22 protein-coding genes are annotated in these 25,985 nt (G+C 62.5%); 20 read left to right on the top strand and 2 right to left on the bottom strand.

Translation table 11 applies throughout. The annotated features are described in order from the left end of the window. Positions 1–20: 20 nt before the first annotated feature. The 17 genes from VE23_RS10915 (at position 21) to VE23_RS10835 (ending at position 21,062) form a co-directional block, all read left to right on the top strand. Complete coding sequence (locus VE23_RS10915) at positions 21–1,430, top strand: oligosaccharide flippase family protein (protein WP_021879277.1); 1,410 nt, start codon at positions 21–23, stop codon at positions 1,428–1,430. Continuing rightward, the gene (locus tag VE23_RS10910; protein WP_049867974.1) at positions 1,427–2,386 is read left to right on the top strand and encodes a polysaccharide pyruvyl transferase family protein; all 960 of its coding nucleotides are present in this window, start codon (positions 1,427–1,429) and stop codon (positions 2,384–2,386) included. The genes VE23_RS10915 and VE23_RS10910 overlap by 4 nt, the downstream gene beginning before the upstream one ends. Before the next feature lie 48 nt (positions 2,387–2,434). Beyond that, positions 2,435–3,106, top strand: a complete 672-nt coding sequence (locus VE23_RS10905) for a sugar transferase (RefSeq protein WP_021879275.1) — start codon at positions 2,435–2,437, stop codon at positions 3,104–3,106. Positions 3,107–3,131: 25 nt separating this feature from the next. Next, positions 3,132–4,070, top strand: coding sequence for a GDP-L-fucose synthase family protein (locus VE23_RS10900; RefSeq protein WP_021879274.1), 939 nt, complete (start codon positions 3,132–3,134; stop codon positions 4,068–4,070). A gap of 204 nt (positions 4,071–4,274) precedes the next feature. After that, on the top strand, positions 4,275–5,270 hold the full coding sequence (gene gmd, locus VE23_RS10895; protein WP_048743853.1) for a GDP-mannose 4,6-dehydratase: 996 nt from the start codon (positions 4,275–4,277) through the stop codon (positions 5,268–5,270). An 8-nt stretch (positions 5,271–5,278) separates the two neighbouring features. Beyond that, on the top strand, positions 5,279–6,676 hold the full coding sequence (locus VE23_RS27000; protein WP_049867972.1) for a hypothetical protein: 1,398 nt from the start codon (positions 5,279–5,281) through the stop codon (positions 6,674–6,676). Then, a complete protein-coding gene (locus VE23_RS10885; protein WP_049867970.1) occupies positions 6,673–7,821 on the top strand; it encodes a glycosyltransferase family 4 protein in 1,149 nt (382 codons plus the stop codon). Before VE23_RS27000 ends, VE23_RS10885 begins: the two co-directional genes overlap by 4 nt. Positions 7,822–7,837: 16 nt before the next feature. After that, positions 7,838–9,058, top strand: a complete 1,221-nt coding sequence (locus VE23_RS10880; protein WP_049867969.1) for a glycosyltransferase — start codon at positions 7,838–7,840, stop codon at positions 9,056–9,058. After that, positions 9,055–9,696, top strand: a complete 642-nt coding sequence (locus VE23_RS10875) for a putative colanic acid biosynthesis acetyltransferase (RefSeq protein ID WP_084781397.1) — start codon at positions 9,055–9,057, stop codon at positions 9,694–9,696. The genes VE23_RS10880 and VE23_RS10875 overlap by 4 nt, the downstream gene beginning before the upstream one ends. A gap of 109 nt (positions 9,697–9,805) precedes the next feature. Next, positions 9,806–11,164, top strand: a complete 1,359-nt coding sequence (locus tag VE23_RS10870) for a glycosyltransferase family 4 protein (RefSeq protein WP_069202457.1) — start codon at positions 9,806–9,808, stop codon at positions 11,162–11,164. Between the two features lie 164 nt (positions 11,165–11,328). After that, positions 11,329–12,699 carry a sugar phosphate nucleotidyltransferase gene (locus VE23_RS10865; RefSeq protein ID WP_049867967.1) on the top strand — a complete coding sequence of 457 codons (1,371 nt, stop codon included), beginning with the start codon at positions 11,329–11,331 and terminating at the stop codon, positions 12,697–12,699. A gap of 69 nt (positions 12,700–12,768) precedes the next feature. After that, the gene (locus tag VE23_RS10860) at positions 12,769–13,980 is read left to right on the top strand and encodes a hypothetical protein (RefSeq protein ID WP_049867966.1); all 1,212 of its coding nucleotides are present in this window, start codon (positions 12,769–12,771) and stop codon (positions 13,978–13,980) included. A gap of 32 nt (positions 13,981–14,012) precedes the next feature. Further along, entirely contained in the window at positions 14,013–15,356 is a 1,344-nt protein-coding gene (locus VE23_RS10855; protein WP_049867965.1) for a UDP-glucose dehydrogenase family protein, read from the top strand. 155 nt (positions 15,357–15,511) lie between these two features. Further along, positions 15,512–18,244, top strand: coding sequence for an S-layer homology domain-containing protein (locus VE23_RS10850; RefSeq protein WP_049867964.1), 2,733 nt, complete (start codon positions 15,512–15,514; stop codon positions 18,242–18,244). 88 nt (positions 18,245–18,332) lie between these two features. After that, positions 18,333–18,932, top strand: coding sequence for a hypothetical protein (locus VE23_RS10845; RefSeq protein ID WP_021879727.1), 600 nt, complete (start codon positions 18,333–18,335; stop codon positions 18,930–18,932). Positions 18,933–18,967: 35 nt separating this feature from the next. Continuing rightward, on the top strand, positions 18,968–20,179 hold the full coding sequence (locus VE23_RS10840) for a copper amine oxidase N-terminal domain-containing protein (RefSeq protein WP_021879726.1): 1,212 nt from the start codon (positions 18,968–18,970) through the stop codon (positions 20,177–20,179). 34 nt (positions 20,180–20,213) lie between these two features. Beyond that, positions 20,214–21,062, top strand: coding sequence for a hypothetical protein (locus VE23_RS10835; RefSeq protein ID WP_049867963.1), 849 nt, complete (start codon positions 20,214–20,216; stop codon positions 21,060–21,062). A gap of 75 nt (positions 21,063–21,137) precedes the next feature. Here VE23_RS10835 and VE23_RS10830 read toward each other — a convergent pair whose 3' ends face one another. Continuing rightward, positions 21,138–21,503 carry a helix-turn-helix domain-containing protein gene (locus VE23_RS10830; protein ID WP_021879724.1) on the bottom strand — a complete coding sequence of 122 codons (366 nt, stop codon included), beginning with the start codon at positions 21,501–21,503 and terminating at the stop codon, positions 21,138–21,140. Positions 21,504–21,997: 494 nt separating this feature from the next. Here VE23_RS10830 and VE23_RS10825 point away from each other — a divergent pair, with 494 nt between their 5' ends. The 3 genes from VE23_RS10825 to VE23_RS10815 all read left to right on the top strand — a co-directional run bounded on the left by VE23_RS10825 (position 21,998) and on the right by VE23_RS10815 (position 24,937). Further along, positions 21,998–22,762, top strand: a complete 765-nt coding sequence (locus VE23_RS10825; protein ID WP_048747329.1) for an HNH endonuclease — start codon at positions 21,998–22,000, stop codon at positions 22,760–22,762. Between the two features lie 315 nt (positions 22,763–23,077). Further along, a complete protein-coding gene (locus VE23_RS10820; protein ID WP_232316882.1) occupies positions 23,078–23,845 on the top strand; it encodes a CAP domain-containing protein in 768 nt (255 codons plus the stop codon). 375 nt (positions 23,846–24,220) lie between these two features. Next, positions 24,221–24,937: a 3D domain-containing protein gene (locus tag VE23_RS10815; protein WP_232316880.1), complete on the top strand. Its 717-nt coding sequence runs from the start codon at positions 24,221–24,223 to the stop codon at positions 24,935–24,937. A gap of 59 nt (positions 24,938–24,996) precedes the next feature. Here the strand turns inward: VE23_RS10815 and VE23_RS10810 are convergent, their stop codons facing one another. Next, positions 24,997–25,908 (bottom strand): polysaccharide deacetylase family protein, encoded by a 912-nt coding sequence (locus VE23_RS10810; RefSeq protein WP_232316878.1) that lies wholly within the window; start codon positions 25,906–25,908, stop codon positions 24,997–24,999. Positions 25,909–25,985 lie beyond the last annotated feature (77 nt).

Here is a 25,985-nt window from a genome sequence, read left to right as displayed (position 1 = left end):
AAAATGAGAGGCGTCGATCTGTGAGCGCGGGTGCTGCCGGGGAGACTCCCGCTCCGAACGGAAGGCTGGCCAAAGCGCTGCGCCAGCTGAGAGGCAAAGGAATGGCGGCGACAATCGCCAGGACGAGCGGAACGAACATGCTGATCATGCTGCTCGGCACGCTGACCTCGATCCTGACTGCCCGGATGTTCGGAGTGACCGGGAAAGGCGAACTGGCCGCCATTCTGTTCTGGCCCTCCTTTCTGGCGGGACTGACCGGCTTCGGCTTGCCGACGGCGCTGATCTATCAGGTCAAGCGCGGCGCATCGATGGCTGGCAGCCTGGCGGTCAGTCTGGCGGTGCTCCTGCCGGCGAGCCTGATGACCGGAGCGGTCGCCTGGATCGGCCTTCCCCACTGGATGGACGGATACAGTCCGGAAGCGGTCGCTTCCGCCAGGCTGTACACGGTGATCGCCGTGCCGATGGCGCTGGCCGTCAATCTCATCGCGGCCGCGGCGCAAAGCGCGGGCCGCTTCCCGGTGTACAACGGCATTCGGCTGTATGTGCCGCTGCTCAATCTGGCCGGGCTCGCCGCCTTATGGGCGGCAGGCAGGCTGACGGTGCCTTCGGCCGTCATCGTTTATCTCGTCACGACGGCGGCCGTCATCGCGCTGGCTGCGGCGGGCTTGCGCGGCGAATTCGCTTCGATGAGCTGGAGACTGGCGTGGAACCGAAAGGTCGCCGCCCCGCTGCTGTCATACGGCAGCCGGGTGTTCGGCACAGACCTGCTCGGCACGCTGTACGGCCAATTCGACAAGCTCATCATCTTATCGCTGCTCACGCCCCGGGATTTCGGGCTGTATTCGGTCGTGTACGCTCTCTCCCGGATGTTCAACGTCGTGCAGACGGCGATAACGAGCGTTGTATTTCCCAAAGTAACGGGCGAGAGCCGGGAAGCGGTCATCTCCACCGTCAGCCGGGCGTTCCGGCTGTCGATGCTGCTGATGCTGGCCGCCGTCGTGCCCGCGATGCTGATCGGAAGCCGGCTGATCGGACTTGTGTTCGGTCCCGCATTCCTGGAAGCGAGCGGAACGTTCTACCTGCTGTCGCTCGAATGCATCATCGGCGGGGGATCGTGGATTCTCGCCTCGGCCTTCAATGCGATGGGACGTCCCGGCATGGTGCTGATCCGCCAGATCATCGCTCTTGCGGCCACGGTGGCGCTGTTCTTCGTCCTGACGCCGCTGATGGGGCTTGAGGGACTTGCGCTGGCGCTGCTCTGCGGAGCGCTGATCCGCATGGCGGTGTCCATCGCCTCGATGCGGCTGCTGTTCGGCGTTCCTCTGCGCCGCATCCTGTACGACCGCGAGGATTTCCGGTTCCTCCTGAACCGGATTCAATCAAGAAGAATGGCGGCCGCGGCCGCCGGAGGAGGAACGAGGAAGGCATGAGCAAGCTTGAATCCTATTCGATGGAGCAGCTGAAGGAGCGGCTTTCGCTTATTACGAGAAGCATTCCGAAAGGCTCTGAAATCATCTATATCGACTATCCCGTGCACAGCAACGGCGGGGACCTCCTCATCATGAAGGGCACCGAGGCGTTCTTCAAGGCATACGGCATCCGCGTCCGCGCCCGCTACAGCGTGCTGGACTTCCCGGATGGGCTCAAGGTTCCGCCGAGCTGCATTCTCGTGCTGCACGGAGGAGGCAACTTCGGGGATCTCTATACGAAGCATCAGCTGCTGCGGGAAAAAATCGTGGAGCAGTACCCGGGGCACCGGATCGTCATGCTGCCGCAGACGATCTTCTACAAGAGCGAGCTGAACATCGGCCGGACCGCGGCCGTGTTCAACCGGCACCGCGACCTGCATCTGTACGTGCGGGACACGCTCAGCTACGAGATGGCGCGCAAGAAGTTCAAAAACATCAAGGTGTTCATGTCTCCCGACATGGCCCACCAGCTGTATCCGATCGCCTCGGCTTCTCCTCCGTCGGGCGAGACGCTGTTCTTTCTCCGGAACGACATCGAGAAGACGCCGCAGCAGGAGCTGCTTGAACGATCGGGGGGAGCGAGCAGCGCGACCAAGGACTGGACAAGCCTCTATACGGCGGCGGAGCGCAAGGCGCTTGTCGTCATGATGAAGCTCTATCGTCTTCCCGGAGCCCGCGGGCCGCTGCAGCGGATCTGGTACCGGTATTCCCAGTTCCTCGTGAACAAGGCGATCCGCGAATTCGGCGCTTACGGCAGCATCGTCACTTCAAGGCTGCACGGCCATATTCTCGCCTGCCTGATGGACAAGCCGAGCGTTCTGCTCGACAATTCCTACGGCAAAAATACGAGCTATTACAATGCCTGGACGAATCGGGTGCCGGGAGCCGAGCTGTCGGCGGAAACCCTGGCCAACTAGAAGCGTCTTCGGCAGCCTTTAATCCAAATGAGTGGAGGATGATTTCACTTGGCATTTCACGACAGAAGCGAGGAAGCGGTCGGCGGGGGCTGTCCGGCGCAAGCGCGGCAGCTGGCGATCTACGAGCAGCTCAAGCGGTCGGTCGACATCGGCTGCTCGCTGGCCGGCCTGCTGCTGCTGAGCCCGGTATTCGTCCTGATCGGGCTGCTGATCAAACTGGAGGATCCCCGCGGCACGGTGTTCTTCTACCAGACCCGCGTCGGCAAGGACGGCAAGCCGTTCCGCATGTACAAGTTCCGTTCCATGGTCTCGAACGCGGAAGAGAAGCTGAAGGAGCTGATGGCGCAGAACGAGGTGCAGGGGGCGATGTTCAAGATGAAGAACGATCCCCGCGTCACCCGCGTCGGCCGTTTCATCCGCAAGACGAGCATCGACGAGCTTCCCCAGCTGGTGAACGTGCTGCTCGGGGACATGTCCCTCGTCGGTCCAAGGCCGCCGCTGCCGCGCGAGGTGGCGGAATACACGCCGTACGACCGGCAGCGCCTGGACGTCACGCCCGGCTGCACCGGCCTGTGGCAGGTCAGCGGACGCAGCAGCCTGAGCTTCGAGCAGATGGTGGAGCTGGACCTGCGCTATGTGCGGGAACGCTCTCTCGGCATGGATTTCCGGATTCTGCTGCGGACGGTGAAGGTGCTGGCGGGCAGCAAGGACGCTTTCTAAACAACCCTACTGGAGGAGAACGGATATGGACAAGCAAGCAGCGATATACGTAGCGGGCCATCGCGGCCTGGCGGGATCGGCCATCTGGCGGGCGCTGGAGAGTAAGGGCTACCGCAATCTGATCGGCCGCACGAGCCGCGAGCTCGATCTCCGCGATCCGGTTCAAGTGGAAGCCTTCTTCGGCAGCCAGGCAATCGAGTATGTGTTTCTAGCGGCGGCCAAGGTCGGGGGCATCGTCGCCAACAACGATTTTTGCGGGGACTTCATCCGCGACAACCTGATGATCCAGACGAATGTCATCGAGGCTTCGCGCAGGCATGGCATCAAGAAGCTGCTGTTCCTCGGCTCGACCTGCATCTATCCGAAGCTGGCGCCTCAGCCGCTTCAGGAGGACAGCCTGCTGCGCGGCGATCTGGAGCCGACGAACGAGGCTTACGCGATCGCCAAGATCGCCGGGATCAAGATGTGCCAGGCGTACAACCGCCAGTACGGCACGAAATTCATTTCCGCGATGCCGACCAATCTGTACGGGCCGAACGACAACTTCGACCTCGAAACGTCGCATGTGCTTCCGGCCTTGCTGCGCAAAATCCATGAGGCGAAGGAGACCGGCTCCTCGGAGGTGGAGATCTGGGGAACGGGAACGCCGCGCCGGGAATTCCTCCATTCGGACGATCTCGCCGACGCCTGCATCTTCCTGATGGAGAATTACGAAGGCGATGACATCGTGAACGTCGGCGTCGGGGACGACATCAGCATCCGCGAGCTGGCGGAGATGATCGCTTCGGTCGTCGGCTTTGAAGGCCGGCTGGCGTTCAACTCCTCGCGGCCGGACGGGACGCCGCGCAAGCTGGTCGACACCGGCCGCATCAACGGTCTCGGCTGGAGGGCGGGAACGCCGCTGCCGGAAGGCATCCGCAAGGTCTATGCCGCCTACCGCCAAGCGGAGCCGGCGCTGGGCTGACCGCCGAGGCGCCCTGCCGCACGGCCCGCCGCGGATCCGGGAGCTTGGCGGCCAGAGAGTTTGATCAACCGGGAGTGGAAGCAGCGCTCCGCCGTACAGAAGCGCGGGAGAAGCGCATGGCGGAGCGAACCGGCAGGCATGAACCGTACTGTCGCCGTCCGGAATGGACGGCTTAATCTAACAAACTATTGGGGGATGCGGAAGATGAAGAGAGCGCTAATTACAGGAGTAACCGGTCAAGACGGATCGTACCTGGCGGAGTTCCTGCTGTCCAAGGGCTACAAGGTGTACGGCATGCGCCGCCGCACGAGCACGCCCAATTACGAGAACGTGGAGCGGATCAAGAACAGCATCACGTGGCTGTCGGGCGACTTGACGGATCTGGCTTCGCTCATCGAAGCGGTGCGGGCTTCCGATCCCGACGAGGTGTACAACCTGGCGGCGCAATCGTTCGTGGCCGCATCGTGGCCGCAGCCTCTTGCGACGGCGCACCTGACCGCGATCGCGGTGACGAACATGCTGGAGGCGGTCCGCATCGTGAAGCCGTCGGCCCGGTTCTACCAGGCGTCCAGCAGCGAGATGTTCGGCAAGGTCGTCGAGACGCCGCAGAAGGAGACGACGCCGTTCTATCCGCGCAGCCCCTATGGAGTTGCCAAGGTCTACGGCCACTGGATCACGGTGAACTACCGCGAAAGCTTCGGCATGTTCGCCTGCTCCGGCATCCTCTTCAACCATGAGTCGCCGCGCCGCGGCGTGGAGTTCGTCACCCGCAAGGTGTCGGACGGCGTCGCCCGCATCAAGCTGGGCCTGGCGGCCGAGCTGCGGATGGGCAACCTGGATTCGCTCCGCGACTGGGGCTTCGCCGGCGACTATGTCAAGGCGATGTGGCTGATGCTGCAGCAGGACGAGCCGGATGATTTCGTCATCTCTACCGGCGAAATGCATTCGGTGCGGGAGCTGCTGGATGTCGCCTTCTCCCATGTCGGCCTGGACTACCGGGACTATGTCGTCATCGATCCCGAATTCGAGCGTCCGGCCGAAGTCGACCTGCTGCTGGGCGACTGCACGAAGGCGAAGGAGAAGCTCGGCTGGGAGCTGGAGGTCGGCTTCAAGCAGCTCATCACCATGATGGTCGATGAGGACCTCAAGCGGGTCGGCCTGGAGAATGCGTACCTTCATGCCATGAGCGTGAACGCTTAGGGGCTGCCATGAAGAAGAGGCAGCCGGCGGCAGCCGCTTCCGGCGCCGTCCTGGAGGGCGGGTTTCCGGAGCCGGCGGAACGCAAGTGGATCGAGAGGGGCATCCTGCTGTACCTGATCTTCGCGGCGATGGCTTATCTGCCCGAGGCGCTGAACGACATTCTGAACGCCAGAATCTCCTACGCCAAATTCTCCATCAACGAGCCGCTGTTCGGACTGAACATCCGGTACTTCAAGGACGCGATTCTGGTCCTGATGACCGCTGCGTTCTTCGCCCTGGATGCCCGGAAGGGGGAGCGCTATCGGCTTGCCAAATGGTATTTGCCGGTACTCCTGCTGATAGCTTACGGCACTTGCGTGCTCGTCTTCCGCGAAGCCGGCCTCAATGTGTACCAGGTCGCTGCGGGAGGGCGGTCGCTGCTGCTGATCGTGTTCTGCCTGAAGGCGGCGGCTTACGCGGGACGGCCCGCGTTCGTGCGCAGGCTGTGCCGCTGCGCAGGATGGCTGCTCGTCATCGAGTTCGCGGTTCTTGTCGCCCAGTATGTATTGTTCACGGGAAGGTTCGGGGTCGTCAATCCGTTCTCCCTGCGTCTGATCGGAACCTTCGGCGGCATCTCGATTTCGGGTTATATGGCGCTGGGCAGCTCCATTCTCCTCTATTCTTCGAGGGGACAGCTCGACAGAACGATGCAACGCTTGTCTCCGCTGCTGCAGCTGCTCTGCCTGGGCATCGCCGGCATTTCGGGAACGCGTTCGGCCATTATCGGCTGCTTCCTCATCCTGTTCTTCCTGCTGGTGGAGAAAGCTTTCGGCGGCCGCAAGCTTCCGGGTAAAAGCCTGCTTATGCCGGCTGTCGTCTGCTTCTCCATGCTGGTGCTCACGGCGGGCATTCAGGCCGCGACGCTGATGGCGGACCGCGGGAGCATCGTGGAGGCCCAGGTCAAGGGAGGAAGAATCGACATGGTCACAGGCTTCTTCACAGACAATCCGCTCTCCGTCGTGCTGTTCGGCGACGGCATCGGGTACGGAACCAACAGCGGCGTGAACCTCAACAAGCAGCTTGACGTGGAGCTGGAGCACAAAATCATGGACGGCACCATCAACTCGATCTTGACCCAATACGGCTTGTTCGTCCTGTTTCTGCTGGCGGCGGCCGCGATCGCGGCGGCGCCCGCCGTGCTCCGCAGGCTGAAGGGACAGTCGATGCAGCTGTACGTGCTGCTCGTCGTCAATGTCGTGTTATGCATTTCAACCAACATCCTGGAGCAGTTCGTGTATTTGTTCCTGCTCGCCCTATCGGCGGCCGTATTGGCCCGCCGGAATCAACAAGCCGCCGCGGAAGAAGAGCCGTCCCAAGGGACAGAAGGCCTCCTCTCCCGCGGACGGATGAAGGAGAGTCTAACATGAAGCCGCTCGTGCTGCTGTCCGACGCATACGGGGGACATGGCGGCATCGCCAAGTTCAACCGGGATCTGCTGACCTCGCTCAGCTCTTATCCGGGACTGCGGGAGGCGACCGCGATTCCGCGGCTGATGCCGTTCCCGCCTGAGCCGATTCCGGCCAACTTGAACTACGTCACGGATGGGCTCGGAGGAAAGAGGCGTTATCTGAGCGCCGTGCTGCGCTCCGTCCTGGGCCGGGCGCGGAAGAGCGATCTCATCGTATGCGGCCATATCAATCTGCTGCCGTTCGCCGTCCTGGCCAAAAAGCTGACGGGCGCCAAGCTCGCCCTTGTCATTCACGGAATCGACGCCTGGGATCCCGTTGCCCGCAAGGGAACGAGCTATTCTCTGCGCCAGGTCGATGCGGTCATCGCGGTGAGCAAGCTGACGCTGGACCGCTTTCAAGGCTGGGCAGGCCTGGAGAACGTACCCTCGTTCGTGCTTCCGAACTCCTTCGAGCCCGGGCTGTTCGTGCCGGGACCGGCCCCGGAGGCGCTTCTCGACCGGTACGGGCTGCAGCGGTCCGACCGCATCCTGATGACATTGGGCCGGCTTGCCGGCGAGCAGCGCCGCAAGGGCTTCGATGAAGTGCTCGAGGCGATGCCTTCCCTGCTGCAGGACGAGCCTTCTCTCAAATATCTCATCGTAGGAGACGGAGCCGACCGCGGCCGGCTGGAGCAGAAGGCCGCCAGGCTCGGCCTGGAGGAAGCCGTCGTATTCACCGGCATGATCAAGGAGGAAGAAAAGGCGGACCATTACCGCTTGGCCGACGGCTTTGCCATGCCGAGCCACGGCGAGGGCTTCGGCATCGTGCTGCTGGAGGCGATGGCCTGCGGCATTCCCGTACTGGCAAGCAAGGCCGACGGCAGCAGCGAGGCGCTGATGCGCGGCAAGCTGGGCATCCTGGTGAATCCATCGGTTCCATCCGAGGTGGAGCTTGGCATCCGGCGGCTGCTGGCCAAGCCGAAAGGCGAGGTTCCGGAGGAGCTCGGCTATTTCTCGTTCGGCAATTACACGGCCCGGCTCCACGACATCCTGGATCGGCTGGGCAAGCCTGCGATTCCGCAGCAAGGCCGGGGTACGGGAAGGCGGCCTAGTTCCATTCACTGACAAGGGGGAAGCAAAGATGAAAATTCTGCATGTCATCGCGAATCTGGCCCCCCGTTACGGAGGGCCGGCCAAGGCCGGGCTGGAGATGGCCGCTGTGCTGGCGGCCAAAGGACATGAAGTGACGATTTTCACGACGAACCAGGACGGCGACGGCGTGCTCGACGTGCCCGTGGACACGCCCATCGTCAAAAACGGGGTGACGATCCGCTATTTCCCGGTCATCCAGCCTAAATTCTGGAGAACATCGCCGGCGATGGCGCTGGCGCTGAACAAGGAAATTCCGAAGTTCGACATCGTCCATATCCATTCGCTGTACCTGTTCCACGGCATGGCTGCCGGGCATTTCGCCCGCAAGCACGGCGTGCCTTACATCGTGCGTCCGCACGGCACGCTCGATCCGGTCATGTATGCCAGGCACCGCGGCCGCAAGCGGATCATGGAGACGCTGTTCGAGAACCGCAACATCAGGCTCGCCGACGCCCTCCACTACACGACCGAGGAGGAGCTCCTGCTGGCCAAGCCCTATGTCTATGGCAGCTCCGGCTTCGTCGTTCCGAACGGCGTCAACACCTCCGAATACGCGGACCTTCCGGTGAAAGGAACGTTCCGCCGCGGCTACCGCCTGCTCGACGGCAAGAAAATGCTGCTGTTCTTCAGCCGCATCAACTTCAAGAAGGGGCTCGACATCCTGGTCGAAGCCTTCCGCGATATCCATCGCCGACATCCGGACACGGTGCTGGTGCTGACGGGGCCGGACGACGAGAACTACGGCCACAAGGTTAAGGAGTGGCTGGCCAAGGCGAACCTGAGCGACTTCGTCATCTTCACGGGCATGCTGACCGGCAGGGACAAGCTTGCCGTGCTCCGGGACGCGGATGTTTTCATTCTCCCTTCGTATACGGAGAATTTCGGCATTGCGGTCGTGGAGGCGATGGCCTGCGAGGTGCCGGTCGTCATCTCGGACAAGGTGAACATTTGGCGCGAGGTCGTGCAGGAGGGCGCGGGGCGCGCCGTTCCATGCGATCCGGCCAAGGTGGCGGAGGCGGTGTCGGAAATTCTGGATCATCCGGAGCTTGGTGCGGAGATGGGCCGTCAGGGCAAGCAGCTCGTGGAGAAATATTACGAGTGGACTCAGGTAGGCGCGCAGCTGGAGCAGGAGTACCGGCAGCTGATCGGCAAGAGCGGACGGCAAAAGGCCGGAAGATCGGCCGGCGCTGCGCTGGAGATGACGAGATGAACCGCATCCGGCTGGACCGGTACAACCAGGACTGGTATTCCCGGGGCCGCAGCGGTCCCGTCGTGCTGCTCTGGTGGCTCGTGCAGGGAAGCCTGTTCCGCTATTCGCTGCATCCGATGTACGGCTGGAGAAGGTTCCTGCTCCGCCTGTTCGGTGCCCGCATCGGCAGCGGCGTCCAGATCCGCTCCACAGCCCGCTTCACCTATCCGTGGAAGGTGAGCATCGGAGACCACTGCTGGGTCGGCGACGACGCCGAGTTCTACAGCCTCGACGAAATCACGGTCGGCAGCCACTGCGTCGTCTCGCAGCGCAGCTATCTGTGCACCGGGTCGCATGACATCGGGGACCCGAACTTCGGCCTGGTCACCAAGCCGGTCGTCATCCGCGACGGAGCCTGGATCGCCAGCGACGTATTCGTCTATCCCGGCGTCACGGTCGGCACGATGGCGGTCGCGGCGGCCCGCAGCACCGTGACCCGGAGCATTCCGGACGGAGAGGTGCATGCCGGGACGCCGGCCGCATTCGTGAAGCGCAGGTTCGCGGAGGAAGCTGCGGACAACGCTGCGGGCAGCGCGGGCATGGCCGACGGCGGGCTGCCGCCGAGAAACAGCGGCTACGCGGGCAGAAGCGCCGGATAGCAAGACGGAGAGAGCCGGATGTCCGGCGCAGAGCCGGCCACAAGCTGAGAGAGCGGAGATCAGCCGGCCGCAGCGCCGGACAGTCCGCAAGAAGGGAGGCCTGGAGAAAGTGAGCAAGCCGCGCATCGTTTTCGTCATCAACTACTTTTATCCCGACTACGCCTCGACCGGCCAGCTGCTGACGGAGCTGTGCCTGCATCTGCAGCACGACTTCGACATTACGGTCATCGCGCAGCAGCCGGGCTACGCCGGCGAGAAGAAGGATGCCGGGGCGGCCCGTTTCACGGAGGATCGGCTGGAGAACATCTCCATCCTGCGGATCCGCCTGCCGGAGGTGGACAAGCGCAGCAAGGCAAGCCGCCTCAAGTACATCGCATCTTATTTCTTCCATGCAGTACGGCTGCTGCTGCGCCAGCGCAAGGTCGACTTCATCTATACCATCTCGCAGCCTCCCGTTCTGGGCGGGCTGATCGGCACTATCGGCAAGCTGTTCAAGCGGGCCAAGCATATCTACAACATCCAGGACTTCAATCCCGAGCAGGCGCAGGCGGTCGGCTTCATGAACCATCCGCTGATCCACCGGACCGCGCTGGAGCTCGACAAGCTGAACTGCCGCCTGTCGGATCACATCATCACGGTCGGACAGGACATGAAGGAGACGCTGGAGCGCCGATTTGCCGGACGCCGGGTGCCGGCGCATACCGTCATCAACAATTGGACGGACGAGCAGGACATCGTGCCTCTGCGGCGGGACGATCCCGGCGTGGCCTCGTTCCTGCAGGAGCACGGGCTGGAGGATAAATTCGTCGTCATGTACTCCGGCAACCTGGGCCTCTACTACGATCTCGAGAATCTGATCCGCATCGCGCCGCAATTCCGGCAGATGTCCGACCTGATGTTCGTGTTCATCGGGGAGGGAGCGGTCAAGCCGCTCATGGAACAATTCGTCGCGGAGCAGGGGCTCGACAACGTGCTCTTCCTCCCTTATCAGCCGAAGGACAGGCTCCGCTACTCGCTGAACGCGGCCGACGTGCATCTGGTCGTCAATCAGAAGGGCATCAAGGGCGTGTCCGTTCCGAGCAAGATCTACGGCGTCATGGCGGCGGGAAAAGCGGTGATGGGCGTCCTGGAGGAAGGCAGCGAAGCCCATCGCCTGATTGTGGAGAGCGGCTGCGGCAGCTCTTCGGAGCCGCAGCGTTACGGAGATGCGGCGCGCCAGCTCACGGAGCTGTATGCGATGGGGCGCGGAGAGCTGTCCAGGCGGGGGCTCGCCGGGAGGGCTTATCTCGAGCGCCATCTGCGGCGCAGCCTCTCGCTGGAGAAGTACCGGCAGCTGCTGCTCTCGCTGCACGGCAGCGGCGGACGGCGCGGGCGCCGGGTGCGCGTCGCTCCGGCTCCGCTCGCCGAGCTGCGGCGGACGCCGGCCGAGAGCGGAGCGGCAAGCCGGGCGGAACCGGCGGGACGCTGAGCTCGAGCTTCAGGGTACCCCGGCGGGCTGCCGGCACGCTGCTGAGCTCAAGCTTCAAGGCAAGGGTTACCCGGCCGGGCTGCCGGAAGACAGGAAGTTCAGGCCGCGCAGGAAGCACGTCATTCAGCGGCATGGCCGCAACAGGAGAAAGGTGGAGGTATTCGATGAAGCTCGTTCTTTTGTCCGGAGGCTCCGGCAAGCGGCTGTGGCCGCTTTCCAACGATCTGAGATCCAAGCAGTTCCTGAAGGTTCTGGAAGATGAGGAGGGCTCCCGGGTTTCCATGGTCCAGCGCGTGTGGGGGCAGATCGAGGCGGCCGGCTTCGGCGGCTCCGGTTATATCGCGACCGGCAGCAGCCAGACGGAGCTTATCCGCGGCCAGCTCGGACCGGATGTGCCCATGATCGTCGAGCCGGCCCGCAGGGATACGTTCCCCGCGATCGCTCTCGCGGCCGCATACCTGTTCTCCGTCGAGGGAGTAAGCCCGGATGAAACGGTAGCGGTGCTGCCGGTCGATCCTTATGTCGAAGTGAGGTTCTTCGAGACCGTAGCCAGCCTGGACGGTGTGCTCAGGAGCACAGGTGCGGACCTGGCACTGATCGGGGTGAAGCCGAGCTATCCGTCCGAGAAATACGGCTACATCGTGCCGGAACAGACTGTCTCGCCGGGAGACGAGTCGTTCCGCGTGGGCGGCTTCCGCGAGAAGCCTTCCGTAGAAGCGGCGGCCGGCCTCATGGAGCAGGGAGCCCTCTGGAACTGCGGCGTCTTCGCCTTCCGGCTGGACTATATGCTCGCAATCATGGAATCCAAGGGCATTCCGCTCGTCTACGACCAGCTCGTCCACGATTACTCCAGCCTCGAGAGCATCAGCTTCGATTACGAGGTCGTGGAGCGGGCGCGCAACATCGCGGCAGTCGCCTATGACGGGTACTGGAAGGACCTCGGCACCTGGAACACGCTGACCGAGGAGATGAGGGATCCCAAGATGGGGCGCGGCATCGTCAGCGGAGACTGCGTGAATACGCATCTGATCAATGAAACAGACATTCCCGTCACCGTGCTCGGCCTCTCGAACATCGTCGTAGCCGCCAGCCCGGACGGCATTCTCGTCACCGAAAAAGGAGCCAGCACGAGGCTGAAGGAATTCATCGGCCACGATCAGCGGCCCATGTACGAGGAGCGCCGCTGGGGCTGGGTCCGGGTTCTCGACGACAGCCTGTATGCCGACGGAACCTGCGTGCTGACCAAGCGCGTCGGCATCGGCAGCAGCCAGAGCATCGGATACCGGCTGCATCAGCATCGGGAGGAAGTATGGACGATCGTCAAGGGCGAGGGGGAGTTCATCTGCAACGGCACGTACATGCAGGTGAAGGCAGGGAATGTGCTGCATATCCCGATGAAGACGCTGCATGGCATCCGCGCCACGAGCGATCTCGAATTCATCTCGGTCCAGACCGGCCGCCATGAGCAGGAGAACTCCATCATGGAGCTGTACAGCAGCTGGGAGGAAATCCAGCAGAACTGCATGCGAGCTTAATTCGGCACGGCCGCCGGAGAGAAGGATATCCGGCCGGCCAGCCGGCAGATGGCTGAAGGAGGATGCGGCATGGCCGTGACAATCGCCTATTACATTTCGGATTACGGGTACGGTCATGCCGCCCGCAGCATCGCGGTGATCAGGGCGATGCTGCGGCAAGCCTCGGAGCATGGACTGCCGTTGAATCTCCATCTGGTCAGCGGCCGCGTGCTTCCATTTCTGGAGCAGTCGCTCCGGGCACAGTTCGAAGCGGGGAGCTGCGAGGGACACCGCCTTCAGCTGCGCTCCATGGAATCGGGTCCGGGCTACGCCCTGCGTCAGGGCACCTGCCAAGCGGATGTCGGGCTGCTGCGGCAGGCCTACATCCCGTATGCCGGCAAAATGCCCCGGCAGATCCGGAAAGAAGCCGCTTGGCTCGGAGGAGCGGGCATCCGGCTGGTCGTCTCGGATATCGTCCCCGAGGCTTTCCCCGCCGCTTCCAAGGCCGGCATTCCCTCGGTTGGCATCTCTAATTTCACCTGGTACACCGCCTATCAGGACATGCTGCCTGCGGAGCTGCTGGCTCCTCTTGCCAAAGCATACCTCGACATGGACCATTTCATCGCCCTTCCCGGAGCGCGCGAGCCGGCATGGGCCGCAGAGCCGAGCATCCATGCCGGCTTCTTCTCCCGGCAGGCGGGGGCCGCCGAGGCGGCTGAGCTGAGGAAGCGCCTGGATCCGAGCGGCGAGCGCAAGCTGGTCTGCTTGTTCCCGGGCAGGGACACGGGCAAGGTCGATCTGCTGCAAAGCCTGCCGCTGCTGAACGACCGGAGATGGCTGCCCATCGTGTCTTCGACGATGGAGCTGCCCGAAGGGTTGGGGCCGATCGTCCGGATCCCGGCCGAGGCGACGGAATCCCAGCTCTATGTCGCCGCGAGCGACCTGGTGCTGACCAAGCCGGGATGGGGCACCGTGGCGGAAGCGGTCGCCTTCGGCAAGCCGCTTGTGCTGCTGGAGAGGCCGCTGTTCCGCGAAGACCGCTGTACGATGGAGGCGCTGGCCGGGCTTCACCCCCATCTGGCGATGAGCGAGGATCAGCTCGTGCGGCCGGATCTCGGCGACCGGCTGCTGCACGGGCTGGAAGCGGCCGCCTTCTCCGTACAGCCTGCCGCGGCAGGCCGTCCGGACGAGGCAGGGCTCATCGCGTCCCGCCTGCTGGGATGGGCTTTGATGGAAGCCGCTCAAGAGGAAGGGACATCCGTCAAGGCTCCTTTCGGGGAGAAGATCGAATCGCAACGCTGAACGCCAAATTTCGCATAACGGGAGTGGAAGCCATGAAGATTACGGTAGTAGGGACAGGATATGTCGGGCTGGTGTCGGGGGTCTGCTATGCGGAGCTGGGGCATTCCGTCATTTGCGTGGACAAGGATCCTTTGAAAATCGCCACTTTGCAAAACGGAGATATTCCCATCTATGAGCCGGGGCTTCAGGAGCTGTCCGTCCGCAACGCGGAGCTTGGCCGGCTGAGCTTCACCTCCAGCATAGATGCGGCAGTCAAAGGCGCCGATCTCATCATCATCGCCGTCGGAACGCCGCCTCTGCCGGGAGGCGAAGCGAATCTCGCCTACATCGAGCTGGCTGCCAAGGAGATCGCCGATGCGATGGAGGGCAACCCCGTCGTGGCCATCAAAAGCACGGTGCCCGTCGGGACGAATGAAAAGGTGCGGGACCTGATCCGCAGCCGCACCGAATGCCCGTTCGACAGCGTCTCGCTGCCGGAGTTCCTGCGCGAGGGCTCCGCCGTCCCGGATACGATGCATCCGGACCGGATCGTCGTCGGCACGGATTCTCCGCGTGCGGAAGCTCTGCTCCGGGAGCTGCACGGCGGTCTCGGCGGCGCTTTTGTCGTGACGGATATCCGCAGTGCCGAAATGATCAAGTACGCTTCCAATGCGTTTCTGGCAACCAAGATTTCCTTCATCAACGAGATTGCCAATATTTGCGAGAAAGTCGGAGCGGATGTGACGAGAGTCGCCGAAGGAATGGGCTACGACAAGCGGATCGGCTCCTCGTTCCTGAAGGCGGGAATCGGCTATGGAGGCTCCTGCTTCCCCAAGGATACGCAGGCGCTGATCCAGATCGCAGGGCATTTCGACTACGAGTTCAAGCTGCTGCGCTCCGTCGTCGAGGTGAACCAGGGCCAGCGCTTCAATATCGTGCGCAAGCTCGAAGCGATCTTCGGCGACCTGGAAGGACGGACGATCGCGGTATGGGGGCTTGCGTTCAAGCCTGAAACCGATGACGTGAGGGAAGCTCCTGCCCAGGAGATCATCGGGGAGCTGCTGGACCGGGGAGTCCAGGTCCGGGCCTACGATCCCATCGCGATGGACAACTTCCGCAGCCATTTCGGAGGCGGAGCGGGACGGGTGGAATGGTGCTCCGGCGCGCTGGAAGCCGCCGCTGGAGCCGATGCGGTCTGCCTGCTTACGGAATGGGAGGAGTTCGTCTCCATCGACCTTGCCGAGCTTCGCGCGATGCTCCGCCAGCCGGTGCTGATCGACGGCCGCAATGCTTTCCGCGAGCAGGATCTCGCAGGCACGGACTTCGTGTACTACTCGGTCGGACGTCCCGGCATGACCCGCGGCGTGAAGGACCCGGTTCCCGAGCTGAGCTACTGATCTCTTCCAGCCCGCCCAGGCAAGCCCGGGCGGGCGAAGCTGCGGGACGAACCGGGAGGGAGCCGCGATTTCCAGGCAGTCTCCGCTGCCGTACGTACGCAGCCTTCAGGCATAAACAAGCGATGGAGAAAACAATTCCAAGAGGTGAAGATGCAATGACATGGAAAAGAAAAATGACGTTGTCCACACTGGCCGCCGTCCTGGCGTCAGGCGCTGCTGCGGCTGTTCCTCCTCGGCCGGCAGCCGATATCGGGCTGATCGGCCATGCCTATGCGGCCGGCAGCCTGCCGCAGCCCGGCACGATCGACCAGGCGCTGGCCCAGTTGTATGCGCTTCACGCCGCTCTTCTGGCCGGAGATCCGGCCGATTACCGGGATGTGCTGAATTTCCGCGAGGAGCTTCGCTCCCTCGATCCCGCGGCGGAGTTCGCTCTCGCGGCTCCGGTATGGGACAAGATCCAGCCGAAGCTGGCGGCGACCGAGGATCTGGAGTTCATCAAGAGCAATCTGTTCCTGCTCATGAGGGATACGATAGCGCTGCTGTACGCGCCCGAGGCCTCCGATCTTCAGGCGATCCGCTCCAATGCCGATTACCGCCGCGCTCTTGTGCCGATCGTCCGCGCGGGCGGAGTCGACGACCTCACGATGGACGAGGTGGTCGAATTCATGTATGGGAACGGCGCGGGCAAGCGCGGCGTCGAGGGCACGATCCGGGAGTTCGTGTCCCGCCTGAGCCAGCCTGAGCTGATGCAGCTGCTGTTCATGCCGGAGAAGCGCAACGAGCTCATGCTGCGGGTGCTGACGGACATGCTCGGCCGTACGGGCGACTATGCGTTCAGCCGCATGCTGCAGGCCTACGGCATTACGGGCGCGGATCTGGTGAAGGTGCTCGGCAATGCCCAGGAGCGGCTGCAGCTGGAAAAGCCTGCGGGAACGGCTCTGCTCGTCGCGCTCATGAGGATGACGAGCTCTGAGCTCGTCAAGGTCGGCAATGGCGGACGCATGCATCAATATTCGCTGCTGCTGAACGGCATCGCCGCTCCGGAGGGAGCAATCCGCTGGTATAAAATCGAGGGCGATGACGATGTGCGGGTGTTCGTGAACGGGCTGGTCACCATTCCGGACGACTCGGCGGCGGGAAGCGCGCTTCTTCAGGCGAAGCTGATCAATCCTTACGGAGGACCGGAGAAGATCGTGTTCGAGAAGAGAATTACGCTGTCGGCGGAATCGGGGGCGACGCCGAGTCCGAGTCCGGATCCGGGCGCAAGCCCGACGCCGGGACCGGGAACGAGTCCGAGTCCGAGTCCGGATCCGGGCGCAAGTCTGACGCCGGGCCCGGGAACGAGTCCAAGCCCGGATCCTGGAGCAAGTCCGACGCCGGGTCCGGGAACGAGTCCAAGCCCGGATCCGGGCGCAAGTCCGACGCCGGGTCCTGGAACAGGCGGAGGCTTCCCTGGATTCCCGGGCTTTCCGGGAGGAGGCTTCCCGGGCGGAGGAACGCCGGGCAGCGGCAGCGGATCCGGCTCCGAATCGGGCAACGCCGGACCGGGAAGCATCGCCGAGCGAATCCGCTCGATCGTCGAGCAGTATATCGCCCGGATTGAGGCGATCCGCAGGGAGCTGGCCGCTTCTCCAACGCCGGCGCAGCGGATCGCGCTCATCCGCGAGGCGTTCAAGGCTGCCCAGGAAGCGCTGGATGCGATCGCCAAGATCAATCTGACGGCGCTGGAGCCCGACCCGGCCGGCCTGTCCGGCATCAAGTGGGATTCCGCCGATGCCCTGGCCAGCCTTGCGGCCGTGTCGGAGGCGGCGGCTTCGGTCAAGAGCGCGCTGGAAGGGCTGGATGGATCCGGCTCCGACCTGACCAAAAAGCTGCGCGTCAGCGTTCAGCTTGATGCCGGATCGGCCGGCAGCAGCTGGTCGCTGGAAGTTCCCCAGGAAGCTTTGACCGCTGCGCAGACATCCGGCATCCAGTACATCGGACTGGCCGGCGGCGGCGCGCAAGTGTCGGTTCCCGTGGACGGCCGCAGCGGCGACCTGCAGATCAGCCTGACCCATGAGGATGACAGCGAAGTCCGGAAGGCCACCGATCTTCCGCTCGCTTCGGGCGGATATTCGTTCAAAGTCCGCCAGAATGGACAGGCTTCCGCAGCGGCAGCCAAACCGCTCCGGCTCTCCTTGCCGGTATCGGCGGACAGCGCGGGCAGCGACCTGCTCGGGCTCGTGAGGATCCGTGCGGGACGAGCGGTCGATTTCCAGGCCGGGACGGTATCCTCGGTATATGAAGCGGATGTGCTGGACTCGGCGGCGGTTTATGCCGTCGTGGAAAACAAAGTGGAATTCACCGACTTGGCGAACGCCAAATGGGCGGAGACGTCCATTCAAGGCATAGCCGCCAAAGGAATCATGACCGGCGTAGCTGCCGGCAAGTTCGACCCGTCCCGGTCGGTTACGAGGGCGGAGATCGCCAAGATGATCGTCCGGGCATTCAATCTGGAAGGATCGTCGGCTGACATCGCGTTCAAAGACGTGAAGGCGACCGACTGGTTCGCTCCTTACGTAGCCGCTGCCGTCGCAAGCGGCATTACGAACGGACGGAGCAGCGACAGCTTCGCTCCGGGCGCCCCGGTCAGCCGGCAGGAGCTTGCTGTGATGGTGACAAGGGCGATGCAGGCGGCAGGCGGCTATCCCGCTCTGACGAACCCGGATGCGGCGCTGGCCGCCTACAAAGACCAGGCATCGGTAGCGGCTTCCTTGCGTCCGGGCGTCGCTCTCGCCGCACAGCTCGGCATCGTCGGAAGCGGCGGCGTTCTCCAGCCGGCGAAGCCGGCATCGAGAGCCGAGGCCGCCGTCATTCTTTACCGGACGCTGAAGCAGCTTCAATCCTGATTGGCCTCTACGGTTGTTTTGCCGGCAGCTGCCGGCGGACAGCCGTTTTGCGCTTAGGCAAGGAAATCGCGAACGGGGAGGGCATGGCATGAAAACCAGACGAATCGCGGCCGGGCTGGCCGCTTGCGGATTGCTCGGAGGAGCTGCCTTCTACTCGATCGGCTGGGCCGGGGAAAAGGCGCTTGGACTGCTTGCGGATCCGTCGCTTGCCGGCATTCAGGAGGAGGCTGGCGCCAGTGCGGGGGCCGTCCCGCCCCGCTCTGGAGCCGAGCCCACGGATGCCGGACATCAAGGCATCGCGACAGGGAATTCGTCCGCCGGTCCTTCCGGTCCTTCCTCTGCTCCGGAAGCTCAAGCGGAATCGGCTTCAGCCGTCGGCAAGGCTTCATCCGGAGCTCCGGAAGACCGGGGAGGGGGACTGTCGGTGGAGGAGGCCAGGCAAGCAGGGAAGAAGCTGTCCCTGTCGGAGAAGGCGGAAGCGCTCCGTATTTTGACGGGAAGCCTGGGAAGCAAGGAAATCGCGGTCCTCAAGGAACTGGCTAAGGGAGGACTCAGTCAGGACGAGAAACGGGAGGTCAAGGAGCTTCTGCTGGAGCAGCTGGCGCCGGGCGACTACAACCGGCTCTCGGCGCTCGCCTTCAAGGCTGGAGCGGGAGGCGGAGGCAAGGCGGAGCAGGTCAAGCGCTGAGCAGGCGATCCATATCAAGCAAGGGGGAACGAAGGATGAAACGGATTGCAAGGAGGAAAGCGGCGGCTTATGCCGCGGCAGCGGCTATGCTGGTCATGGGGACAGGGGCGGGCAGCGCGGCGGCAGCCGCTGCGAAGCCGGCTGCAGCTGCCGCTCAGGCGGCGGTGAAGGCGGAATCCATCGGAGCGAAGCTGGTCGTCGACGGCAAGCTGCAGAAGCTGAAGGAAGGAAATTATATTTTAATGGAAGGAGGCAGGGTATACGTTCCGCTGCGCGTCGCAGCTGCTGCGCTTGAATGCAGGGTGGAATGGGATTCCAAAACCCGGAGCGTGTCGCTGTGGACGCCGTCCGCTCGTCAGCGGCAAGCTGTGGAGGGGAAGGCCGGGACGGTCTACACGGTCCCGTCAGCCCCGGCCGGCCATAAGATAAGCCTGACGGATGCGAGGGCATCGTTCTACGCCGATGGCAAGGCAACTGTATTGCCTAAGGATCAGCGGGCCTATATCGCCGAGGGCACGATCTATGTTCCGCTGCGCTTTCTGGCGGAGCTGTCGGGCGCGGCCGTCCAATGGACATCCTCGAGCCAGCTGATCGAGTTGTCGCTGCCAGCCGCAGGCGGGGCGGGCGGCAGCTCGGAAGGCGGCCTCAGCGGTCCTGGCGAAGGCTCATCCGGTGCTTCTCCGGACAACCCGGGCTCGGCTGCGGGGAGTCCGGAGTCTCCTCCGGCCTCCGGCAGCTCGCCGGGAGGCGTGCCGGCTCCGGCAGTTCCGGGAACCGGAGCACCGGGAATGCCGGGAGTGCCGTCTGTTCCCGATCCCGGTCCTTCTGTGCCGGCGCCATCTCCAACGATGCCGCCGGGTTCCGGCAATCCGCCGGTGACCGTGCCTCCTGCGCCGACACCTGCGCCGACACCTGCGCCGCAGCCCTCCGTGCCGCAGAAGGATATCCAGAATGCGGCGGAGGACAAGCTCAACAGCCTGCTGGTGCAATGCCAGAACAAGCTGATGGATGCCGCGTTCCGGTACATGCAGTCCGGCAGCGCGGAGGCGAAAAGCAAGATTCGCGCGGAGGGAGAAGCCGCGCTGGCCGAATGCGACCGCAGCTTCGAATCCATTATGACGGACACCAAAACCAAGCTGGAAGCAGGCGGGTATTCCACAGCGATTCTCGCGACTTACCGGAGTATGTACGAGGAGCAGAAGGCGATCGGGGTGAAAATGCTCGACAACATGATGCAGAAGCCTTGATCGCCGCAGCTCCGGCATGGAAGGAGTGGAAGGCATGGAAATGCAGAAGAAAAGGAAGAAGCGCCGGCGCCGAAGCAGGAAGCCTCGAAGCTGGAGCCTCGGCAAGCTGGCCTTGGCAGCCGTCATGGCTGCGGCGCTGGTGCCGGCCGTAACGGGATATATGCATCATCGTAGTCTGGGCGCCGGCGCAGGAGAGACGGCAGTCGCTCCTCGGCCGGAAGCGAGCAAGGACAGCCCGTCGGAAGCTTTCCCGATGGACCGCGAACCGGACCGCCTCGCTCCGGCGGGGGCAGGCCTCCCCAGCGGGCAGGCTCCTCTCCCTGGGGAAAAGGATCCGGCATCCGCAGCCGCCGGCAGCGTCAGCGGAAAAGCCGGAAGCGGCACGGCTTCGCCTGCGCCGGAAATGTCTCCCTCGCCGATGGCGGAGCCGTCTCGGCCGGGAGCTTCGGCCGCGGGAGAGAAGCAGCCTCTTCCGGCCGCATCGCCGCCGGCCAGCGAGACGTCCGATGGTCAGGGAGAGGCAGCGGCGGCTGCCGAGGAAGAAGTCCGCGCCTATGAGAATAAGCTGGCTGCCTTACAGAAGCAGTGCGTAAGCGAGGCGGGAAGCGTGCTGGAGCTCGCTGGAGCGAAGTCGGACGCGATCCGCAGAGGAGAGCTCGACCAGGAGGGGGCCGCCAAGGCCGCCGCCGAGCTGAACGAAAAGATGAACGAGGCGCAATCCTCCTGCGGCAGCCGCTTCAAAGGGCTGATCCAGGAGGCGGAGCAGGCTTCCGTTCCGTCCGGGAAGCGGCAGCAGTGGGAAGAAAGCTATGAAGCGTCCAGCAAGCTAACGCGGGCCAGCTTGACGGAGCGGCTGAAAGGGCTGAAGCAGGCGGGCGGTTGATCGGCGAAGAGAGCACCTCTTCCGGACTGCCGGCGCCGATCGTCTTATTCAGCAAAAAAAACCGGCAGGCTGCAATCAGCCGTTGCCGGTTTCGTCTTTGCGCAAGCTGCGTTCCCTTACGACTCGTTCAATGAGCAGTCGGATCAGATCGACGTCCTCGGTCTCGAGAGGAATGCCGTCCCAGTGAAGCTGCTGGAGATTGAGCCATTCACGGGCGTTGCTGGTCGGTTCTGCAGGCTCCGAGAGATCGGTCAGTCCAAGCAGGTAGTCGGATGTCGTCTGCAGCCGCCGGGCGATGGTGTGGATGGATTCAAGCGTAGGCTGGCGATAGCCGGATTCATAGCCCGCATAAGTGCTCTTGGCTACGCCGACGTAATCGGCTACTTCCTGCATGGTCAGCTTTCTCTTCTTGCGCAGCTGCTTCAGTCGTTTCGCGAACATTTCTCACCATCCCCCTTAAGGACAATATGACCCTGTCTAGCTGCCGAGGCTGCAAGTCGTCGCAGGCGATTATAAGTGCAGGACAATTCTATGTAATCTACTAACCTCATTATAGCACGGCATGCGGCAACATGCACCTAGAAAAATAGGTCATTGGAATCACTACAGTAAGACTATAGTCACTGTTCATAAAGCGATTATAAGATACGGAATATCGTTATCGGTTCTTTGTTTTTTCAATTTATCCTAGACAATATCCGTAATCACGGCCCTATTCGGAATGAATGAGGAGAATTGGGGCTTTGCTTCAAGGAAAGCGATTGGAAGGAATGGAAGAGTCAGTAGGTTGAAAGTCCTATTATGGAGGGCGAATGGAGCCGGAGCGAGCCAGAATATCGAAATTAAAAGCAGGCTTGCCGCCGGCATATTTAACGCAAGTGGCCGTTTATGGTATGCTTTGGTTAGATAGTTGTACGAACGGAGCGTATTCATTCATGGACACCAAACAATGCGCCGCGTGCGGCCGCGATAAACCCGAGGGGGCCTTTCCCAAGCGTACCGGCCGAAACGGCAGACGGGGCACTTGCCGCGCTTGCCAGCGCCGGCGCAAGCGCGGAACCGACGAGAGCGGCAGCGCCATGCAGGCGCCTCCCGCTTCGCTCATCCTGCCGTCCCAGCCGGTGCTGTCTCCCTCGATCGTGATGGCTCCCTCCGTGGAGATTCATGCCCCGTCGGAGACGTCTTCCGCGGCGGCGGAGCAGGCAGGCGGGCTGGCCAAGCGCAAGCGCAAGCGGCGCCGGCGGCGCAAAACCCGCAAGGCGGCGGTGACGGCACATTCCCATACTCCCGGAACACGTCTGCCGTTCAAAGCCATCAAGCCGTTCAAGGGCTCGTTCACGTACGATCCTTCGCTGCTGAACGACCGGGGCACCGGCATGATCCAGCTTCGGGGCCGGCGCGAAAGCGGCAAGCGCTGGCATACGGAGATCGACCGCGATATCGCCGTGCGCATGGTGCAGGAGGGAGCGGCCGGCATTCTCCATCCGAGGCTGATCCACAAGCTCTATACGAAGAGCGATTTCAGGCTGCTCATTCTCCAGAGGGACAATTATGTCTGCCATTACTGCGGTCGTTTCGGCGATACGATCGACCATGTTTTTCCGAAGTCGAAGGGCGGCCTCAGCACCCCGGCCAACTGCGTGTGCGCCTGCTCCGAATGCAATCTCAAAAAAGCGGACACGCTCCCCGATTATCTCTGATCCACCCATACGCTGCAGCCGCCCGGCTATTCGCCGGACGGCTTTTTTTCATGCCCTCGGCAGCGCGGCTTCCGTCGGTTAGAAATTTCTCATCCGGCTCTCATCGAGCGCTGTCGGAAAGGCCGGAAAGCCGCGCGACGGCTCGATCCGGCCGCATGAGAACGACTGCCGGAAAGGATGCGCGGAGTGCCGGTTCCCAGAATCTTACTAGCCAAACCTGAAGTGGGGCGTGCTAGGATAGGGTTGTCCGGCAAGCTCGGGACGACACCAACTAGAATCTTCGCCGACGCGGAGAAAATCAGGAGGAGAATTTACGTGAACAAACGCACTTTTCTAGCGATAACAGTAGCAGCAGGCGTCGCCCTTTCCGGTACGGCCGGTTATGCGGGCACAGCCCAGGCGGCGGCAGCCAAGCCCGCATATCAATCTTATACCCTTCAGCAAATGCTCAGCTCGTACGGGGTAGATTTCCAGGATCTTTTGAATAAACTGGAGCAAGGCGGCTTCATCGTGAAGAAGCCGGTTCCGACGGCAACCCCGGCGCCAACGGCACCGGCCAAGACACCTGCGCCGACGGCGACTCCGGCACCGGTCAAAACACCTGCGCCAACGGCGACTCCGGCACCGGTCAAGACGCCGGCTCCTACCGTGAAGCCTACACCAACACCGGCTCCTGCAACGAACCCGGGATCCGGCCAGCAGGGAGCGAGCGATACGTCCTCTTATGCGCAGCAGGTCATCAACATCGTGAACCAGGAGCGCGCCAAGGTCGGTCTTGGAGCTCTTACGAGCGACACGCAGCTGACGAAGGTTGCGCTCGACAAAGCCAAGGACATGTACGTGAACAACTACTTCTCCCACACGTCGCCTACGTACGGCTCTCCGTTCGATATGATGAAGGCTTACGGAGTCACGTACAACTATGCGGGAGAGAACATCGCCAAAGGACAGCGCACGCCTCAAGAGGTCATGACCGCATGGATGAACAGCGAAGGCCATAAGGCGAACATCCTGAAGTCGAACTACACCAAGATCGGCGTGGCGTATTACAACGGCGTCTGGGTTCAGGAATTCAAAGGCTGATTATCAGCCATCTAGAAGGCTCCCCGTTCTGACGGGGGGCCTTTTTGTGCTTGGCGGAATAGGTTTCCTGAAAAGAAGCACGGCCGGGCCGCGAGTCGTCGACGCCATCCGGAAAAGGCCCTTTTCGCCCTTCGCAGGCTCCATTAGAATTTTTTCATTCCGCCGGGAGGGCGGCCGGCGCCTCTGCGCCCATCCCCTTCTGCCGCATGGGATTCCGCTGCCTCAGGGAAAAATGAGAGCCTTTCATAATTGCTTCCTGTCAGTTTTTGGACGGTCCACGGCATTGAAGGCTGTGTTATTCTGAGTCCCAACGAGTTGCCGCGGACTCACATAACGGTTCCAAGCTGCATAGGGACCGCCGAACTGGAGGACATAATGACGATGACGATGACGATGACGATGAAAAAACGGATGACATCCCTGCTGCGCCCGATCGGAAGGACAGCTGCCGTTTTGCTGGCAGGAGCCGTGATCTGGACCAGCGCCTCGCCAGCATTTGCCGCCACGGATTATATCGCCAAGGACGGCGATACGTTCTGGAGCCTGTCGAAGCAATTCGGCGTTTCGCTGAACAAGCTGATGTCGTTCAACCAAGACGTCGAGGCCACGAACATCTATGCCGGACTTACGCTCTCGATACCTGCCACCGATGCGGCCAATGCGGCTGCCGGAGCCGCGATGAAGGCCAATGCGGCTGCCGGAGGCATCCAGCTGCTCTCCAAAGAAGACGGAGCCAAGCAAGTGATCGCACCCAACGGAGCCTCCTATCAGGTGGCGAAAACGCTGAACATCAAAGCGACGGCTTATACGTCCGCCGCATCGGAGAACGGCAAGTGGGGAGCAGTCGACTACTTCGGCAACCCGCTCAAGGTCGGAACGGTCGCCGTTGATCCGAAGCAGATTCCGCTCGGAACGAAGCTGTACATTACCGGCTACGATTACGAAGGCCTTCCAGCAGGAGGCATGATTGCGACGGCTTCGGATACCGGCGGCGCCATCAACGGCCAGCGCATCGACATCTTCGTGCCGGGGACGACGGCTCAAGCCCAGAACTTCGGCTTCCAATATGTCAAGGTTCATGTACTGAAATAGCAGCAGTTCAACCGGTTCCTTTCATGGGGCCGGTTTTTTTATGCCAATGCTCTCAGCCTTCAATCGTACAGCTTGAATTCCTCTACGGCCTCCGATTCACCGAGGAGCTCGGGCACCGTAACCAATTCGTATCCCTTCTGGCGCAGCATGGCGATTATTCGGGGCAGCGCATCCAGCGTTCCGCTCAAATCCTCTCCGGTTCCGCCTCCGGCATGCTGCAGAATGATGCTTCCCGGCACGAGTGTGCGCTTTACATTGCGGATAATGGCTTCGGCGCCGAGCCCTTTCCAATCCTCCGTGTCCACGTTCCAGTTCACGACGAAATATCCGTGTCCCTGCGCCCAGCCGAGCTGCTCCGGCTTGATCTCCCCGTAAGGCGGACGCATGAAGCGGGGAGTGAAGCCGAGCTGGGGAAGCAGGATTTTATCCGTACGGCGGATCTGCGAAATGAATTCCTCCAGGGAGAGACGGGCATAGGAAGTGTGATTGTAGGAATGGCTTCCGACCGCATGGCCTTCCATCCGGATCCGCTGCACCATATCCGGATGGGCGGCGGCGCGCTGTCCGACCAGGAAAAAGGTCGCTCTGACATGCTCTCTTGCCAGAATGTCAAGCACACGAGGCGTGTAGTAGTTGTCGGGCACGTCGTCGAAAGTAAGCGCGGCACGCTTCGGAGAAGCCGGTCCTCTAGTGGCGAAGGCTCCTGGATATCGGCTCGACAGAGCCGCCCACGATACGGTTGCGCGCCGCTGCTTCCGTTTCTTGGACGAAGAATCAGGATGGGAGAGGCTGGATTCAGCGCCTGCTGTCCATGCCGCGACGGCCTTGGTCCCGGCCGAGGAGGACATGCTGCCATCGGCCGAATTCGGCGCCTGCATCAGCAGGACGGCCGCCATGACGAGGCATGCTGCCGCGGGCCGTGCAATCAGCATCTTGCGGAACGCGTCCAAGCGGCTTTTACTGCGCTTCAAGCATCATCTCTCCTTCCGGACGGAATGGGCGGCAAGCCCGCTCAAGCATTGGGATTCCTGCCGGTACATGATTCCCT

The organism is Paenibacillus sp. D9 (genome assembly GCF_001188365.1).
Lineage (GTDB): Bacteria > Bacillota > Bacilli > Paenibacillales > Paenibacillaceae > Paenibacillus_O > Paenibacillus_O humicus.
The sequence above is the reverse complement of the archived record's forward strand: the minus strand, read 5'-3'. Positions and strand labels throughout refer to the sequence as shown.

Excerpts from the sequence above, each read along its gene's own strand:
- VE23_RS10825 (WP_048747329.1), top strand. The coding sequence starts at position 21,998 with ATGGACACCAAACAATGCGCCGCGTGCGGCCGCGATAAACCCGAGGGG.
- VE23_RS10900 (WP_021879274.1), top strand. The coding sequence starts at position 3,132 with ATGGACAAGCAAGCAGCGATATACGTAGCGGGCCATCGCGGCCTGGCG.
- VE23_RS10860 (WP_049867966.1), top strand. The coding sequence starts at position 12,769 with ATGGCCGTGACAATCGCCTATTACATTTCGGATTACGGGTACGGTCAT.
- VE23_RS10865 (WP_049867967.1), top strand. The coding sequence starts at position 11,329 with ATGAAGCTCGTTCTTTTGTCCGGAGGCTCCGGCAAGCGGCTGTGGCCG.
- VE23_RS10835 (WP_049867963.1), top strand. The coding sequence starts at position 20,214 with ATGGAAATGCAGAAGAAAAGGAAGAAGCGCCGGCGCCGAAGCAGGAAG.
- gmd (WP_048743853.1), top strand. The coding sequence starts at position 4,275 with ATGAAGAGAGCGCTAATTACAGGAGTAACCGGTCAAGACGGATCGTAC.
- VE23_RS10850 (WP_049867964.1), top strand. The coding sequence starts at position 15,512 with ATGACATGGAAAAGAAAAATGACGTTGTCCACACTGGCCGCCGTCCTG.
- VE23_RS10845 (WP_021879727.1), top strand. The coding sequence starts at position 18,333 with ATGAAAACCAGACGAATCGCGGCCGGGCTGGCCGCTTGCGGATTGCTC.
- VE23_RS10885 (WP_049867970.1), top strand. The coding sequence starts at position 6,673 with ATGAAGCCGCTCGTGCTGCTGTCCGACGCATACGGGGGACATGGCGGC.
- VE23_RS10815 (WP_232316880.1), top strand. The coding sequence starts at position 24,221 with ATGACGATGACGATGACGATGACGATGAAAAAACGGATGACATCCCTG.
- VE23_RS10830 (WP_021879724.1), bottom strand. The coding sequence starts at position 21,503 with ATGTTCGCGAAACGACTGAAGCAGCTGCGCAAGAAGAGAAAGCTGACC.
- VE23_RS27000 (WP_049867972.1), top strand. The coding sequence starts at position 5,279 with ATGAAGAAGAGGCAGCCGGCGGCAGCCGCTTCCGGCGCCGTCCTGGAG.
- VE23_RS10855 (WP_049867965.1), top strand. The coding sequence starts at position 14,013 with ATGAAGATTACGGTAGTAGGGACAGGATATGTCGGGCTGGTGTCGGGG.
- VE23_RS10910 (WP_049867974.1), top strand. The coding sequence starts at position 1,427 with ATGAGCAAGCTTGAATCCTATTCGATGGAGCAGCTGAAGGAGCGGCTT.
- VE23_RS10875 (WP_084781397.1), top strand. The coding sequence starts at position 9,055 with ATGAACCGCATCCGGCTGGACCGGTACAACCAGGACTGGTATTCCCGG.
- VE23_RS10840 (WP_021879726.1), top strand. The coding sequence starts at position 18,968 with ATGAAACGGATTGCAAGGAGGAAAGCGGCGGCTTATGCCGCGGCAGCG.
- VE23_RS10880 (WP_049867969.1), top strand. The coding sequence starts at position 7,838 with ATGAAAATTCTGCATGTCATCGCGAATCTGGCCCCCCGTTACGGAGGG.